Origin of the sequence: Haloglycomyces albus DSM 45210 (genome assembly GCF_000527155.1) — a bacterium.
In the GTDB taxonomy this organism is placed as follows: domain Bacteria; phylum Actinomycetota; class Actinomycetes; order Mycobacteriales; family Micromonosporaceae; genus Haloglycomyces; species Haloglycomyces albus.
Window position 1 is genome coordinate 1,680,309 of sequence record NZ_AZUQ01000001.1, and the last position, 15,947, is coordinate 1,696,255.

Below are 15,947 nucleotides of genomic sequence, written 5' to 3' on the forward strand. Positions count from 1 at the left end.
GCGTATCTCCTCCGGATACGGCAAAAGGCGGCCGGGGTCGTTCCCAGCCGCCTTTTATGCGATTCTTTTGCGTGACTGCGTTACGCGAATTAGGAATCGTGTTTCAAAATGGCGTCCCAGTCGGAGGCGTTCACAGCGAGGATCGGGCTGTCGGTCAGCTTCGAATCCTTGACCTCGACGGACTGTTGACGGTTACCCACCCGGGCTTCCACGCAGTTTCCACCAGTGCTGCTGCGGGCGGATTTCTTCCATTGTCGGTTCAACATAGATATTCCCCCAAAGGTATGGATGTGTTGAGCACAGTATCAAATAGGTCGTTGTAGGACTTCACACGGGACCGTTTCTCAATGTACTCACTCATGTCGGGCGCTTCGAGGTACACAAAAGACGGTGCGTGCGGCTCCTCCTGATACTTGGACGCCAGGAAGATGTCGAATCCACTTTGCATAAACGGGTGGGGGGTACGTACCACTCTGATATCCCAGCCGCGTTTGGCCGCCGTATAAAGGTGGTCCAATTGTTGTTGACGGCAGGGAAACTTATTCAACATCTGCAGTACGGTGTCTCCGATGATGATTTCGATTCGGGTATCGCGTCGGTTCTCGATTTCCTTCTGACGTCGTTGTTTCAGGTTCCAGTTCGCCTGGCTGCGCTCGTCCGAGATTCGCGGATCGCGAATCAGTTCGGAGAAGTGGTAGTCCTCGATCTGGAGGACCCCCGGAAGAAAAAGCGGTTCATACTTTCGAATGACCGGATAGTTCTGATCGGCTCGCAAGAGCAGTCGAGGCTCGAAGATCTGAGACGTACTCAAATCCGGAGTGTTTCGATGCTCGTGAAGATGAAGCAGATAGGATTTTGTGGACGGATCGACGTCCAACCTGCTGCACAGTCCCTCTAGGGCCAGTGACGACGGACTGGTTTCCCCTTTCTCCCATTTGCGAATCGCTTCGCTGCTCTGATCGTATAGCCGGGCTGCCGGTGTCGGTTTCAGGCCGGCTTCCTCTCGCAAGGAACGCAGTTCTATTGCGAGAGCCCATCGAATTAGTCGTGATATTCCCACCAAATATCCCCCACGGTCCAAGGCTCACCAATATTGGGTGTCTATAACCATATCTCCCTAAGTGTCTCAATTATGTCGTAGGGGTGACACTATTGAAATCCCAGCTCGCCGCGATTAGATTGAGGTGATGACCACGAAGCGGCGAGACCGGTGTGGGGACGTCCGATGATGGGCGGTGGCTTGTATTGCGCTCGGGAACCGACGAACATCAGCCGAGGGTACGACTTCAGCCAAAGCGAAGGTCTTGTCAAGACTGGTCGGGTGGGCCGGTTGCGGCCCTATGAGGAATATCGATATGGCCGGTGGGTACATGAGACTGAGGAGTGGACGACATGCTTGCTGAACGAGGCACCGAACAAAGTGAGGACTCCGGTAGCGGCATCACCCACATTACAAGTGACGGTTGGGCATTCGTGATTTATTCCGATCGGATTGAAGTCCACGACTTGGACGATGAGCGCGAATTGTGTTTGACCATCAACCGGATGAAACGAGGGGATTTGACGTGGCACGGTGACGCCGCGGAAATGAGGCCGGGGACCCAGACCAACTATTTTTGTCGCATTCTCAACGCATTGCCCGAGCGTTATCTACTCGGCCCCGATGCCGCGGTCGGGGCGAATTCCTAAGACCCGATCAATGCTCATGAGCATGAGGAATGGGAACGTAGCCGGTGCTACGAGATGCAGGTGAACTCCGACTGGCGTTGTGACTGAATCAGGCTTGATCGGACCCACCTGAAAGTTTGGGGTACCAGGTGGGAGCGCGCGCGACGGCCTACCGACACGGGCCGAGCGCGCGGAACGCACGCAGGTGTGAGACATGTGCGTGCGTCGATTCTGTCTACCATTGTGGTGGGACGCCGCCGTATGCCGGTAGACGGAATTCGTGGGGCGCGATGAGACACGAAGGTGGACCCCTCCACCAGCACATCTCATGCGCCCCACGGTCAATCAAAAACGTGGATCCCTCGCTTAACGGGCGGGCTCACGCTTCAGTACGTCCTTCAACTTGAGGCGGCTACCCACGTGCATGACCGTGCGACGATAGATGGCCGCTCCCGCGATCACCGCCGCGAGGGCGGCAATGACGAGTCCGACAATGGCCACGATGATGTTCCAGGTGGGAACGGTGGTCATAGCAGTGCGGACGGGCATGGCGATGGCCGAAATCGGCGGAATCATGGAGAGAATCTCGCTGGTTGAACTCTCGGGGTCGCTGAGTACCGAAATGTTCGTGCCGAGGTAGGCGACCATGATCAACGTGGTCACCGGCATGAGAACGCTTCCGGCCTCTTCTTGGCGTGACACCATGGCTCCCATTCCACCCGCAAGGGCGCCGAACAGGGCGAAAGCAAGTACCCACCAGCCGACGGTGGAGATGAGTGCCGAAGTGGTCCCGTCGGGCAGCTCCGGCAAGGTACCGGTGACCGAAGCGACCGATATTCCGGTTACGAGGATGGCAATCATGGTGATGATCGATACGACGCCGAGTCCGAGGATTTTTCCTACCAGAAGCTGCCAAGGGCGCATGGTGGCCAAAAGGATCTCGACGATGCGGCTGGACTTCTCCTCGATGACGCCCATGGCAATGAACTGTGTGGGCATCATGATCATGAAGAGCATGAAGACGGAAATAAAGAGTCCCAGGAGGTAATTCATCCCGCCGTATCCACCGCTCGCAGAGATTTCGACTTCTTTGAGCGGCTCCACTTGCATGGCGGCCTGTACTTCCGCGGCGTCGTATCCTTGTGCTTCGAGCTGTTCGACCGATTTTGTGCTTTGGTGGGCGGATTGGACGACGATTTCCAGCGCATTGTCGATTCCATTGTCGACCAGGATCTCGTTGCCGTTGACGGCGGTGTCGATGTCTCCGTCACTGAGGGCTTCCTCGGCGGAATCCGCCGAGTCGTAAGTATGAACTGATATGTCGACGTCCTCGACATTCTCCAAGGCGGTGGCCATCGGTGACCCTTCACCGACGATTCCCACCGAGTACCCCTCATCGTCCCCTCCGATGATGGCGGGAAGTGCGGCCAGGATGCCAACGGCGACGACGCTGACGAGGAGTGCGATCACATTGGCTTTGGACAGTCCGCGGACTTTGATCTCACGAGCGGCGACCAGCCCGATTTCCCGGGTGGCGCTGTTTTTCTGCGTATTGGAACTCATGGGCGTTCGGTCACTGGCCTTACTGTTTAACGGTTTCGTGGAAGATGTCGGCGATGCTGCGTTGGTCGTATGCGAAGTGAGTGACGCGTCCGGCCTGTCGGGCAATGTCGAGCACGGCGGCGTCATCGGCTCCGAACAGGAGATAGTCGGTGCCGTCGAAGGTGACCGAGGTGGACGTCGCCTGCAGTGTGGACGTGAGGTCGTCGGCGCCCGAGACGCGGAGTCGCAGGGGCGATTCCTCGCGGTTTTTGAGTTCCTCGACCGTGCCGTCGGCGATGATTTTTCCGCCGCTGACGATGGTGACCGAATCGCAGATGCGTTCCACGAGGTCGAGCTGGTGGCTGGAGAAAAGGACGGCGACACCTTGGTGGGCACGTTCGGTGAGCGCTTTACTCATGACGTCCACCGCGATCGGATCGAGTCCCGAGAAGGGCTCGTCGAGAATGAGGACGTCGGGGGAGGCGACCAGGCTGACGGCCAGCTGCACGCGCTGCTGGTTACCCAAAGACAGGTCTTGCACGGAGTCTTTGGCGCGGTGCGTCAGGTCGAGCTGTTGCAGCAGCTGTTCGGCGGATTCCTTGGCTTCGGCGTGCGTCATTCCCGCCAATTGCCCGAAATAGGTGACCTGCTCGGCGACCTTCATTTTGGGATACAGGCCGCGCTCTTCCGGCATGTACCCGATGGAGCGTTGGTCGTCGGACGTGATGGGTTGGGAGTTGAAGGTGACCTGGCCACCGTCACTGGACAACACGCCCATGATGATGCGCATCGTGGTGGTTTTTCCGGCCCCGTTCGCGCCGATGAAGCCGCGAATGCGGCCGGATTCCAGCGCGAGGTTGATGTCGTTGAGGGCGGTGACGTCTCCGAAGCTCTTACGGAGATGCTCGGCCCGCAATATCGTATTCGGGAGGGTAGTACTGGTATTTGACACGTACCCATCGTATTCCGTGCCGGCGCTCCGGCGCCTCCTGCTGCGGAAGGATTCCCGGGTTCTCCGCTCCTGCTCTGGAGGGAGACGCCCGTCCTTTTAATTGCGGGAGTTGAATTTGTATCCCAGTCCGCGCACGGTCACCAGATACTGCGGCTTACTGGGTGAATCCTCCAGTTTAGAGCGGAGACGTTTGATGTGAACGTCGAGGGTCTTGGTGTCGCCCACATAGTCGGCTCCCCACACTCGATCGATCAGTTGTCCCCGGGTGAGGACGCGTCCGGCGTTGCGCAGGAGCAGTTCGAGTAGTTCGAACTCCTTGAGGGGAAGCTGTATTTCCGTGTTGTTCACCGTCACGACATGGCGTTCGACGTCCATCCGTACGGGGCCGGATTCGAGAGTCGAGCTGTCGTTGTCGGCGGTGCGTTCGTTACTGCGGCGCAGCACGGCACGGATGCGGGCCACCAATTCCCGTGGCGAGTAGGGTTTGGTGACGTAGTCGTCGGCTCCCAGTTCGAGGCCGACGATCTTGTCGATCTCGGTATCGCGTGCGGTGACCATGATGATGGGAACTTCGGAGATCGCCCGCAGTTCCCGGCAGACCTCGGTGCCGGACTTTTCGGGAAGCATGAGGTCCAGAAGGACGATATCGGCTCCGGTCGTGGAGAATTCGCTGATGGCGGTGGTGCCGTCGGGAGCGATGGTGACTTCGAAGCCTTCTTTTTTGAGCATGTAGGACAATGCGTCGGAGAAGGACTCTTCATCTTCGACTACAAGTACGCGAGCCACGTAGGTACCTTCCTGGTCGTTTCCGGGGAAGCGCCGATTCGACGTCGTTGCGACGCGATGTCAACGCTATATCCATATTTCACCGATACGAACTAACCGCTGTTTGACGTCGGTGGAACGCTCAGGCAACATCAAGGTAAACACTGAACCTTCCTCAGGCGTCGAGGTGACGTCCACCTTTCCTCCGTGGTTGACGGCGATGTGCTTGACGATCGCGAGTCCCAAACCGGTGCCGCCGGTGGACCGCGAACGGGCCCGGTCGGCTCGGTAGAACCGTTCGAAGATGCGGTCGAGTTCCTTGGGCGCGATACCGATTCCCTCATCGGCCACACAGATGCAGACGGTACGGTTCGTCGTCACCGAATCCGACGGGCGACAGGAGTCCACCGTCAGGCGGACGACCGTGTTGTCGGGTGAGTAGGCGACGGCGTTGGAGACCAGATTCTTCACCGCCGTGATCAGCTGTACTTCGGAACCGAGAACCTCGAGTCCCTTCTGACCCTCCACACTGAAGTGAATGCCCTTGGACTCGGCCGGAATGCGTGTGTGATCGAGTGCCTCTGCCACCACCGCGTCGATGGACACCGCGGTGGCCTCGGGCGTGCGCTCCGCACCTTGAATCCGGGAGAGTTCCAGCAGGTCGGCGACCAGTGCCGACATACGGCTCGCCTCGGCCTGGACTCGATGGGCGAAGCGTTCGGTGGCGTCGGGGTCGGTCACGGCGTCCGATAGCGCCTCGGACAATACCTGCAGGGCTCCGACCGGGGTCTTCAGCTCGTGACTGACGTTGGCGACGAAGTCGCGGCGGACCCTCTCCAGCCGCTGGGTTTCCGAGATGTCCTGCAGTTCGACAACGAGCAAACCGTCCGGCATGGGTGTGATGCGTACCGAGACCGCGGTCGGTTCACCCAGGCCGGGCGCCTCCACGTCCAATTCACTGGCGCGTACCCGGCCCGAGCGTCGGGCCTGTGACAGGAGTGGACGCAGCGACAGTGAGGTCACTTGGCGCTCGTCCACAATGCCGAGTCGTCGCGCCGCCGCATTGGCGTAGAGGACGTGCCAATTGGCGTCGATGACGCACATACCCGTTTGGAGGGAGTCGAGGGCCGATTCCCAGGGCAGAGGGTTTCCGGACGTGGCACCGGAGAGATTCACGGCCGAATCCAGATTATGTTTCACAATTACAGCCTAACCGGTGACGTGGCGTGTACTGGTATCGCTCATCCTATCCGATTGGGAGTCAAATGTGGCCTGACCAGTACGGACAGGCCACATTCAGGCTCCGTTAACGGAATGGTTCCTCAGGTTTCGCCCTTGGTTCCCGACGATGGGCGCGTCACCTATTTCTTGCCCTGTGCGGCCACCGCGGCGGCGGCTTCCTCGGCTGCCTTCGGGTCGAGGTACTCGCCCCCGGCGACCAATGGACGCAGGGTGTCTTCGTCGAGTTCATAGCGTAGCGGCATGCCGGTGGGAATATTGAGCGACACGATCTCGTCGTCGCTGATGCCGTCCAGATGCTTGACCAGCGCACGCAGGGAGTTGCCGTGCGCGGCGACCATGACGGTCTTACCGGCCTTCAAGTCGGGGACGATACCGTCGTACCAATACGGCATCATGCGTTCCAGAACGTCCTTCAGACATTCGGTGCGGGGCAGGATGTCGGGCGTCAGGTTCGCGTACCGCGGGTCTCCGTCCTGACTGAACTCGCTGCCCGGCTCGATTTTCGGCGGTGGCACGTCATAGGAGCGTCGCCAGGTCATGAACTGTTCCTCACCGAACTTCTCCAGTGTCTCGGCTTTGTTCTTGCCTTGCAGCTCACCGTAGTGGCGTTCGTTGAGTCGCCAGGAACGCTTGACCGGAATCCACGAACGATCGGCCTCGGCCAGAGCGATTTCGGCGGTGTTGATGGCGCGACGCAACAGCGACGTGTGGACGACATCGGGGAGCAACTGCGTTTGCGTCAACAGTTGTCCGCCGCGGCGGGCCTCGTCTTCCCCGGCGGCCGAGAGCTTGACGTCGACCCAACCGGTGAACAGGTTCTTGGCGTTCCACTCGGACTCGCCGTGACGTAGCAGAATCAGGTTTACACTCATGACTCAATCGTGCCGCGCGCGGCGGGCCTCAGGGCCGGTATGGAGCGCTATCGTGTTCTACTTCTCAATTACTCCGGTTCGGTGCGTCGGGGCGGAGATGCTCAAAGGCACGCAGATTGGCCGTGGATTCGCCGCGATCGAGCCTCCACTGCCACTCGTGGCGTATCGAGGAGGCGAAGCCGAGTTCCAGGATGACGTTGAAGGTCGCATCGGACGCTTCCAGCACCGAGCCGAGTACCGAGTCCAGATCCTCGGTGTTGATGCTGCTGAGCGGCAGGCGTCCGACGAGGTGGATGTCGCCTACCTCGTCGATGGCGAAGGCTACGGCGAAAAGTCGTCCGTTCCGCCGTAGCAGTTCGGCCGTCACTGCGGCAGCGTTCTCCTCGGGGCAACGCGAGACGAATGCTTCGATCCGGAGCGCATGATCCTCCACGACGAGGGAACAGTCGGTGGAGAGTTTCCGGGAACCGGGAAGACTGACCGTCACTCCGTTCACCTCGGGCTGCTTGGTCCACTCCACGCCCATGTCATCGAGTGCTTCGGTCAAACGCTCGTACATTTCAGTCCTGTTCTTGACGGTGTTGGAAGTACGCCCACGCGTCGGCGACGATGGTCTCCAGGTCGTCGCGGGTGGGCGACCAGCCGAGTACTGTTTTGGCCTTCTCGGAGGAGGCGATGAGTTGAGCCGGGTCGCCGGGTCGACGCGGCCCGTCGACCACGGGAACCTCGCGACCGGTGACGGTTCGGACGGCGGCGACGATCTCCTTGTTGGTGTAGCCGGTCCCCGAACCCAGATTGAACACGTCGTGACGTCCCGGTTTGGCGTATTCGATGGCCTGGGCGTGTGCGTCGGCGAGGTCGCCGACGTGGATGTAGTCGCGGATGCAGGAGCCGTCGCGAGTAGGGTAGTCGCTTCCGAAAACGGTGAGCTGATCGCGCTGACCGGCCGCCACTTCCAAGGTAATGGGAATGAGGTGCGTTTCGGGTACGTGGTTTTCCCCGTGCCATACCCCGTCGTGATCGCGATAGGCTCCGGCGACGTTGAAATAGCGCAGGGATACGGCCGCCATGTCGTGGGCAAAGGCGTACGAGCGCAATGCCAGGTCGACGGCGAGTTTGGTGGCTCCGTACGTTGAAGCGGGGTCGCAGGCGGCGTCTTCGACGATGGGGACGTCAACGCCTTCGGCATAGACCCCGGCGGAGGAGGAGAAGACAATCGTGGTGATGCCATTGGCCACCATGGCGTCCAGCAAAGCCAGCGAACTGACGAAATTGCTCTGCCAGTATTTTTCGGGTTCCCCCATTGATTCGCCGGCTTCGATGTATCCGGCGCAGTGGACGACGGCGTCAAAGGAGGGATCGAGTACGTCGTTCAGATCGGCCACCGGGCGATTGATGAACTCGGCACCCTTGGGGAGCCAGGCCGCATCGGAATGGGTGAGATCGTCGGCCACGACGACGCCGTGTCCTTCTTCGATCAGGCGGGTGGCAATGGTCGATCCGACATAACCGGCACCGCCGGTCACCAAAATCTTCATGCCCCGATCTTACACATCGACGAGGTGGGAAGCCGTTCCACTTGAACCGTGAGAGAAGCGCATCGTGTCGCTGGCCCCGCTGTGGTGGTGGAAAAGCTCGGTGGTGAGGCAATGCCGCCCACCCGACACATTGGGTATATCCACTAGTCGATCTCATCCCGGTGATGTCAAACTGGGGGTTATGGCAATCAACAACGAAGCGCGTACTGAGGCACGGCCCCCACGGGTGTTTTCCGGAATTCAACCCACCTCCGACTCATTTCACCTGGGTAACTACCTGGGCGCGCTTCGGCAGTGGGTCGAGCTGCAGGAGACGAGCGACGCCTTCTATTGTGTCGTGGATCTACATGCCGTTACCGTGCCGCATGACCCGAAGCTGCTGCGTAAGCGCACCCTCGTATCAGCCGCGCAGCTCATGGCTCTGGGAATCGACCCTTCGCGATCGGTGCTCTTCGCTCAGTCGCAGGTCGCCGAGCATCCGATGTTGAGTTGGTTGCTGGAATGCCAGACCGGCTTCGGCGAGGCGGGCCGCATGACGCAGTTCAAGGACAAATCCGCCAAGGACGAACGCACCACCGTCGGTCTGTTCACCTACCCGGTCCTGCAGGCCTCCGACATTCTGCTTTATCAGACCGAGTACGTTCCCGTCGGTGCCGATCAGCGGCAGCATTTGGAATTGTCGCGAAATCTGGCTCAGCGTTTCAACCAGACCTTCGGTGACACCTTCACCTTGCCGGAACCATACATTCTCAAGAGCACCGAGACGGTCAAGGATCTGGCCGATCCCACCAAGAAGATGTCGAAGTCCTCCGAGAGCCCGCGCGGCTGCCTGTACCTGCTCGATGAGCCGAACGTCATGCGTAAGAAGATCAAGAGCGCCGTGACGGACTCGGAGGCGCGCGTGGTCTACGACGTGGACGACAAACCGGGTGTGTCCAACCTCTTGAACATTTACTCCAGTCTCACCGGAACGTCGATCGAGAAACTGGAGGCGGAGTACTCCGGTAAAGGTTACGGCGATTTCAAGGGCGACCTCGCCGATGTGGTCGTGGAGTACCTCGGCCCGATCGCGGAGCGAACCAAGGAGATCTTGGCCGATAAGGCCGAGCTGGAACGGGTGCTCGACGAGGGAGCCGAACGTGCCGCTCAGGTGTCGCGGCGCACGATGTTCAAAGCGTATAAGAAGGTCGGTTTCCGCCGACCCTTGATGTAATCGCGGTGACCAATGGTTCGACTTGGGAGACAGGGTCGCATGACTGAACCTCACGATATGACGGGTGCCGCCGGCGAGACCGTCAACGTCGGGGTGTCGGTTCCGGTTCCGGAACCATGGCTCGGTCAACTCGATCAAGCCCGGATCGATTCCGGTGACCCGCAGGGCGGCATCGTTCCGGCGCACTTGACCCTGCTTCCGCCGTCGTTGATTCAACTGGACGTCCTGCCTGAATTTGAGCGGCATTTGACGGAAGTGGCCGCTCGACTGCCCCCGTTTCTACTGCATTTGAGGGGCACGGGGACGTTCCGACCGATTACCGACGTCGTCTTCGTGGCGGTGGCTCAAGGTATCGCCATGTGTGAACGCCTTGCCGCGGCCATCGGGCACGGTCCGATTCGTAATACCTACCGCTATCCGTATCATCCACACGTGACGGTGGCGCAGGACGTTCCCCAGGAGAATCTGGACCGAGTGTTTCACGACCTCGGACACTTCGACGCACAGTGGACGGTTGACGGTTTCGTTCTCTACACCCATTCGGTGGAGTTCAATCCGCTGGGAACGCCGACGCCCTGGACGCCGAAGACGTCTTTCCGTCTGACCGGACCCGAGATCGATTGAAACGTGGGTGGTCCGATTAATAACGTCCGGACCACCCACGGAATCGAGCACGCCAGCCCGGTGGTTTTCACTATTTCTGCGGGGCCGGAGGCACGAACATGCCGTCGGTTCCCGCGTCCGCCTCAGGGTCGCCCGGGTTGGGGTCGTAGGCGGGCTCAGGGTTGTTGTACTCGGTGGTGTCCATGAAACCGTCGCCGGTCGTGTCGGTCATGGTGACGTTGACTTCACCGTCTCCGGTGGTGTCCATGGCCATGGCGTCGGCGGATCCGTCGCCGTCGGTGTCGGTGACCACGGTGTCGGTGAGGCCGTCGCCGGTGGTGTCGGATGAAACGGTGTCAACCTCGCCGTCGCCGGTGGTGTCGGACAGGAGTTGATCGACGTTTCCGTCTCCGGAGTTGTCCACGGCCAACGAGTCGGTCACTCCGTCGCCGTCGGTGTCAATGGCCTCGGCGTTGAAGTTGCCGTCACCGTTGGTGTCGATGTGCAGTTCGTCGCTCACTCCGTCGCCGTCGGTGTCCATGGCGACCGCGTCGGCGATGCCGTCTCCGTCCACATCGATGAAGGTCTCGTCGCCGGCAACCGTGGTGCCGTCGTCAATACCGTTACCGTCCAGGTCGAAGCTTTCCTCGGCTCCGTTGTCGTCGCCGACTACCCCTTCGAATTCACTCATGTCAGTTCCCTTTTCATACTGGAGCCGAACCCAACCTCTGGAGTGCCCGAATCGGACCGACCGACGGCTGAGCAACAGCTCGTTTGCGCTTTCCTTAACCTGTTGATATCAACTCTAGGCTCGCTCGCTCAAGCGTGAATCCCTAGATTGTGCCAACCGACCGAACTCTGTCCCGCCTCGGGGTAACGCATTCTTATTGCAGTTCAAGGGGGTAATGCACCGGAAGTACGCGTTCGTCCGATTCGGCGCGGACCGTACCGCCTAGCCAGTCTGGCCACATCGTGGTCACTGCATTATCCTGAATACAGTCTGGAGAGGAAAAGGCATGCCTACCAACGACAGCGAGCACAGTGACACTCCGCCGGAACTACCCGACGTATTGGACTACATACCGGCCATTAAATGCTTTGAGATGGACGGAGTTCGGGCCGTGTGCGGTGAATCCGGCATCGGGTGGGTCGCCGACATGCGTGCGTATCCGCCCATTACCGAAGACCGGGTTCTCCTCGTTCCGGTCGCGACCGAAGCCGATCATTATCGTGCCGTCGACGAATCGGACCGGCCGCGAACTCAGCTGTGGAAGGCCGACCGAGTATGGATTGAAGCGTTCAACACCAATAACGGCAAGGTTCTCGCTCCGATGCCGACCCTGTTCGAACGCCTTATCGACCCCGACCGGCCACCCTCCCGGGCGCCGATTCCCGCTTCCGACATCGCCTTCCTCGCGGGTCGACGTTTGTGGTGGTGGCATCTGGAGGCATTCCGCGACAACTATCGAGCCGTGTCGGAGCCCTTCGAAGAAGATGGGGAGATCTTCGTGCGGATCACCGATGAGAAAAGTTGGTACCGTTGGCGACAAGTCGGTACGCGCCCTCGAGTACTGGACGCGTTCATCCAACATCTTTGGGCACAATGAATACAGTACCCAAACCCGAATATCGCTCTTATCATTGAGACATGACGGTTGCCCACAACCCCAAACACTCACGCCCGGATGAAGTCGGTCTCGCCCAAACGATCTCCGAACTGGCCGACCACCACCTCCTCACCACGTCGCCATTGAGCGACGACCGGCCTACCCTGTTTCGTTGGACCGCAGGGCAGATGATGGTCCAAAACGCCGCAGAACACGCTGCCTACGACGTACTTCACTACCACGAACGTCTCCTCCGCTACGGATGGGGATTTATCATGTCCCCCAACGACGACACCCCACAGCCCGTCGTCAGTCAACCCGTCCGCATCCAACAGAGCCCCAATAAGAAGACCGACTACTTCATCTACGCCGCCGGCGATCCCGTCATCACACCCCACCTCCACGACACCCCCTTCCACGACGAACTCATTCGCGAAATCGAAGCGCACAACCTCACCTACCGAGCCGAACGCGATCCCAACTGGATACGCGCCCTCACCGAAGCGCTTCCATTCCCCGTCAACGTCGTACACACCGAACCCGGCACACCCGACACCAACGGAAGCACCCACTTCGTCTCCATCGGAGCCGTGTACCTACACCGACGATCCCATCCCGCTCCCACCGCCGACCGCATCAAACAGTGGTCCACCACCCCGCACCTGGACGGCACCGCGCTCAACGCCCTCTACAACAACTCCGAACCGGCCCCAATCGAGCAAAGCCACGACATCAGCGCCCCCATCACCTCCCTGCCGCTTAACAAGGAACAAACCCACGCCGTCCTCACCGCACGTGAAAACCCCGTCAGCGTCATCTCCGGTGCCCCCGGCTGCGGCAAGAGCCACGCGCTCGCCGCCATCGCCCACGACGCGGTCGCCCGCCGCCAATCGGTACTGATCGCCACCCGAACCTCTTATGCCGCCGACATTCTCGCCGATCTCCTGTCCCGTTACCCCGGGCCTCGGCCCATCCAATTCGGCGACAGTGAACGGCGTGGACGATTCCTTACTCAACTCGGCGACGACACCTTCGCTCACGCCGTCGACCTCCGCGAGGCCTATAGGGTCATGAAAGAACAACAGCGCCTTACCGAACGCGTCGCGGTTGAAATCGAACAGCGTCTCGACGCGGAGCGGTCGTATCTGCGACATCGCGAGGAACCCACCCCGGAACTCGACCGTTTCCCCTACCTTCGAGCCGCAGAAGAAGAAACCGTCGAGTACTTCACCCGTCAACTCGACAAACTGGACGTCCGTCCACAGGGCCGCTGGGAGAAATGGAAGCAGAGGCGTCTGCGTAAACGAGTAGGGGACAAGCTCGGCAATCCCGACCTGGGCGGACTGCGTCGTGCCCTCGCGCAGGCTCGCGACCAGATCGCCCACCGGCACTTGACCGAAGGCCTCCATGCCGAGCTCACTCAACTGGTCGCCCAATATCAATACGCCCATCGGCGTCGTATCGAAGCGAACTCCGACTACCTCAACACCCGAAGCAACGTCCCCGGATCGATTCTCGACTCCATCGCTACGGCCCTGACCGGGCCCAATCGCGAAACCCGAGCTCAAGCACTCAAAACGATCCGACCGCAGGAACTCACCGACACCGCACCACTGTGGATCGGAACCGTTCACGACGTCGACGACATTCTGCCCCACCGTCCCGCTCTATTCGATCTCGTCATCCTCGACGAAGCCAACCACCTGGCCCAACCCCACGCCGTCGGGGCGCTCGGCCGCGCTCACCACGCCGTCATCGCCGGAGACGCCCAACAGCTCCCACACACTCACGGCCCCGACGTCCCCGGCGTCCTCGACCTTGCCGACGATCAGGGCCCCACCACACGCCTGACGCAACATCAACGTTCCCACCCTCATCTCATCGACTTTCCGTCTCGGACCTTCTACGGCGGTGACGTCAAGCCGGTCACCGCCCACCCCCGCCTCCACCAGCGCAGTGCCATCACCGTCCACACCACCACATCCGCGCCGTCGCAGGACGGAGTCAACCACGCTGAGATCGACCGAGCTCTTACCCTGGTCGCCGAACTCATCGCCGCCGACACCCCGTCAACCGCCCTCATCACGCCGTACCCCGAACAGGCACGCGCGCTCGAATCCCGGCTAGTCACGCAATTCGACCTGGACAGCCTGCATAAAAACCGGATTCGTTGCGGAACCGTACCGTCCTTCCAAGGCTGCGAAGTCGACACCGTCATCGCGCTCTTCACCGTGACCGACGACGACACCGCAGAACGTAAAGCCCAACTCGCCGAACCACATCAATTCAACGTCATGACCACCCGCGCACGTCGGCACATGCATGTCATCACGTCCCAACGGAGTCCCGAAGGGCTCGTCGGCGACTATCTCGCCCACGCCGCCCACACCGCCGATCCCGCCGCCGACGACGGGGGACACCCCACAGAACAATGGATCAAGGAAATATCTGAACGCCTGCGCCACAGCGCTATTACGGTACGAACCGATTATCGGCTCGGGCGTCACACCATCGACCTCGTGGCCGGAGACGGAGAACAGGCTCTGGCGGTGACATGTCTACCGCACCGAGAAGGCACTCGCTCACACCTACAACGCCACCAGGTCATCACGGACAACCACTGGCGTCATATGAACGCGTTGCCCTCCACTTTCGACCACGATCCCGTTCGAGCCGCGGCGGCCGTCATCGACCGTCTGGAAACCGATTATTGACATACGGCCCCACCCTCACGTCAGTACTCGACCGATGTCCCCGAAACCGCCTGCGCCAAGGCCTCCTCAACAGTGGAGTCACGGAACCGATAACCGTCGTCAAGCAGAACCCGTGGCGTCACCTTGACCCCGTGCAACATCTCCACGGCCGCCTCCCCAGCGACCAGCCGAGCCGCCCAGCCCGGAATGATCCACGGTGCCGGGCGGTGTATCGCTTGGGCCAATGCGACGGTGAAGTGCCGATTGGTAACCGAGACCGGCCCCACCAGATTCATCGGTCCACTGATGGGCGAACTCAAGGCGTGAGTCACCGCCCCGACCCAATCGCGCACGGAAATCCAAGGCATATGCTGGCGCCCGTTCCCGAACCTACCGCCCAAACACAACCGGAAGAACGGCAACAGTTTCCGCAAAAGCGGACTCGACGGGCCGAGGACATGACCCGTGCGCAGAGTGACGACACGAGTTCCGCCCTCCGCCGCGAACTGCGCGGCGTCCTCCCACGCCTGCGTGGTCAAACCCAGGAAATCCTGTGAGGCGGGATAGGTCTCATCGACTTCGACATTAGGGCGGTGACCGTACCAACCGGTCGCCGAAGCACTGAGAAACAACGGGATCTGCAAACTACCCACAGCCTTGGCCAATACCCGCGTGGGCACCACCCGACTGCGCCGAATCTCGTCCTTGTACTCACTGTTCCAGCGGCGTCCGGCGATGGGCACCCCACACAGGTTCACCACCGCGTCGGCACCTTGTAGGGCCGTATAATCCAGCGAATCATCATAGGGGTCCCAGAAACTCTCGCCCTCGTGCCGGGAGGGGCGGCGCACGAGCCGGATGATCTCATGATCCTTCCAGGCACGCCGCAGTTCAGTTCCCAGGTAGCCGCTCGAACCGGCGATCACAATTCGCATACCTACAGCCTAAACCCACTAGGCAAGGTGCGCATGGGGATCGACAGGACGTAACGAAGGCCCGGTAGGCGCACGTCAATCCGTCTCAGATCGTGGAAAAATCACGTCGCCGGGAATAATCGAGGCATCGTGGAGCTTTGTACCCTTTGGGGCGTAAAGGGCTTCGGGCAATGGTTCACCTTCACACCATTGGGCGTGCGCGACACCGCCGATAGGTCGATCTCCGGTAACTGAATGAAGATAATCGATATAAGGTTGATAGCGCCTTTAAAGAAATTTTCTGTGATCGCGGAATATAAAACGCCTTGGGAACATTG

Annotated in this window: 16 protein-coding genes; 5 read left to right on the top strand and 11 right to left on the bottom strand. The window is 60.3% G+C overall.

Going from position 1 to position 15,947, the window contains the following annotated elements; genetic code table 11:
- Positions 1 to 89: 89 nt before the first annotated feature.
- Together HALAL_RS18095 and HALAL_RS0107885 are read right to left on the bottom strand one after the other, a co-directional pair.
- Positions 90 to 266: a DUF397 domain-containing protein gene (locus tag HALAL_RS18095; RefSeq protein WP_084471907.1), complete on the bottom strand. Its 177-nt coding sequence runs from the start codon at positions 264 to 266 to the stop codon at positions 90 to 92.
- Positions 260 to 1,060 carry a Scr1 family TA system antitoxin-like transcriptional regulator gene (locus HALAL_RS0107885; RefSeq protein WP_025273480.1) on the bottom strand — a complete coding sequence of 267 codons (801 nt, stop codon included), beginning with the start codon at positions 1,058 to 1,060 and terminating at the stop codon, positions 260 to 262. Before HALAL_RS0107885 ends, HALAL_RS18095 begins: the two co-directional genes overlap by 7 nt.
- 332 nt (positions 1,061 to 1,392) lie before the next feature.
- Between HALAL_RS0107885 and HALAL_RS0107890 the strand changes: the two genes are divergently transcribed.
- The gene (locus HALAL_RS0107890; protein WP_156937664.1) at positions 1,393 to 1,689 is read left to right on the top strand and encodes a hypothetical protein; all 297 of its coding nucleotides are present in this window, start codon (positions 1,393 to 1,395) and stop codon (positions 1,687 to 1,689) included.
- Positions 1,690 to 2,034: 345 nt separating this feature from the next.
- On the opposite strand, the gene HALAL_RS0107895 is transcribed toward HALAL_RS0107890, so the two are convergent.
- From HALAL_RS0107895 to galE, 7 genes are all read right to left on the bottom strand, one after another.
- Positions 2,035 to 3,231 (bottom strand): ABC transporter permease, encoded by a 1,197-nt coding sequence (locus HALAL_RS0107895; protein ID WP_025273482.1) that lies wholly within the window; start codon positions 3,229 to 3,231, stop codon positions 2,035 to 2,037.
- Positions 3,232 to 3,250: 19 nt separating this feature from the next.
- Positions 3,251 to 4,162 (bottom strand): ABC transporter ATP-binding protein, encoded by a 912-nt coding sequence (locus HALAL_RS0107900; protein WP_245598060.1) that lies wholly within the window; start codon positions 4,160 to 4,162, stop codon positions 3,251 to 3,253.
- A gap of 96 nt (positions 4,163 to 4,258) precedes the next feature.
- A complete protein-coding gene (locus HALAL_RS0107905; RefSeq protein WP_025273484.1) occupies positions 4,259 to 4,948 on the bottom strand; it encodes a response regulator transcription factor in 690 nt (229 codons plus the stop codon).
- A 66-nt stretch (positions 4,949 to 5,014) separates the two neighbouring features.
- Positions 5,015 to 6,127, bottom strand: coding sequence for an ATP-binding protein (locus tag HALAL_RS0107910; protein WP_025273485.1), 1,113 nt, complete (start codon positions 6,125 to 6,127; stop codon positions 5,015 to 5,017).
- Between the two features lie 161 nt (positions 6,128 to 6,288).
- Positions 6,289 to 7,041 carry a phosphoglyceromutase gene (locus HALAL_RS0107915; protein WP_025273486.1) on the bottom strand — a complete coding sequence of 251 codons (753 nt, stop codon included), beginning with the start codon at positions 7,039 to 7,041 and terminating at the stop codon, positions 6,289 to 6,291.
- A 64-nt stretch (positions 7,042 to 7,105) separates the two neighbouring features.
- Positions 7,106 to 7,600, bottom strand: a complete 495-nt coding sequence (locus HALAL_RS0107920) for a type III secretion system chaperone family protein (protein WP_025273487.1) — start codon at positions 7,598 to 7,600, stop codon at positions 7,106 to 7,108.
- Between the two features lies 1 nt (position 7,601).
- Positions 7,602 to 8,579 carry a UDP-glucose 4-epimerase GalE gene (galE, locus tag HALAL_RS0107925; protein ID WP_025273488.1) on the bottom strand — a complete coding sequence of 326 codons (978 nt, stop codon included), beginning with the start codon at positions 8,577 to 8,579 and terminating at the stop codon, positions 7,602 to 7,604.
- Positions 8,580 to 8,760: 181 nt separating this feature from the next.
- Between galE and trpS the strand changes: the two genes are divergently transcribed.
- Positions 8,761 to 9,792, top strand: coding sequence for a tryptophan--tRNA ligase (trpS, locus tag HALAL_RS0107930; RefSeq protein WP_025273489.1), 1,032 nt, complete (start codon positions 8,761 to 8,763; stop codon positions 9,790 to 9,792).
- A 39-nt stretch (positions 9,793 to 9,831) separates the two neighbouring features.
- Complete coding sequence (locus HALAL_RS0107935) at positions 9,832 to 10,416, top strand: 2'-5' RNA ligase family protein (protein WP_029767581.1); 585 nt, start codon at positions 9,832 to 9,834, stop codon at positions 10,414 to 10,416.
- A 70-nt stretch (positions 10,417 to 10,486) separates the two neighbouring features.
- Here HALAL_RS0107935 and HALAL_RS18910 read toward each other — a convergent pair whose 3' ends face one another.
- Positions 10,487 to 11,086 carry a hypothetical protein gene (locus HALAL_RS18910; RefSeq protein WP_025273491.1) on the bottom strand — a complete coding sequence of 200 codons (600 nt, stop codon included), beginning with the start codon at positions 11,084 to 11,086 and terminating at the stop codon, positions 10,487 to 10,489.
- Between the two features lie 325 nt (positions 11,087 to 11,411).
- Here HALAL_RS18910 and HALAL_RS0107945 point away from each other — a divergent pair, with 325 nt between their 5' ends.
- Together HALAL_RS0107945 and HALAL_RS16755 are read left to right on the top strand one after the other, a co-directional pair.
- The gene (locus tag HALAL_RS0107945; protein ID WP_025273492.1) at positions 11,412 to 12,002 is read left to right on the top strand and encodes a hypothetical protein; all 591 of its coding nucleotides are present in this window, start codon (positions 11,412 to 11,414) and stop codon (positions 12,000 to 12,002) included.
- 41 nt (positions 12,003 to 12,043) lie between these two features.
- The gene (locus HALAL_RS16755) at positions 12,044 to 14,716 is read left to right on the top strand and encodes a DEAD/DEAH box helicase (RefSeq protein WP_025273493.1); all 2,673 of its coding nucleotides are present in this window, start codon (positions 12,044 to 12,046) and stop codon (positions 14,714 to 14,716) included.
- Between the two features lie 20 nt (positions 14,717 to 14,736).
- Here HALAL_RS16755 and HALAL_RS0107955 read toward each other — a convergent pair whose 3' ends face one another.
- Positions 14,737 to 15,630: a TIGR01777 family oxidoreductase gene (locus HALAL_RS0107955; protein ID WP_025273494.1), complete on the bottom strand. Its 894-nt coding sequence runs from the start codon at positions 15,628 to 15,630 to the stop codon at positions 14,737 to 14,739.
- Positions 15,631 to 15,947: the final 317 nt, after the last annotated feature.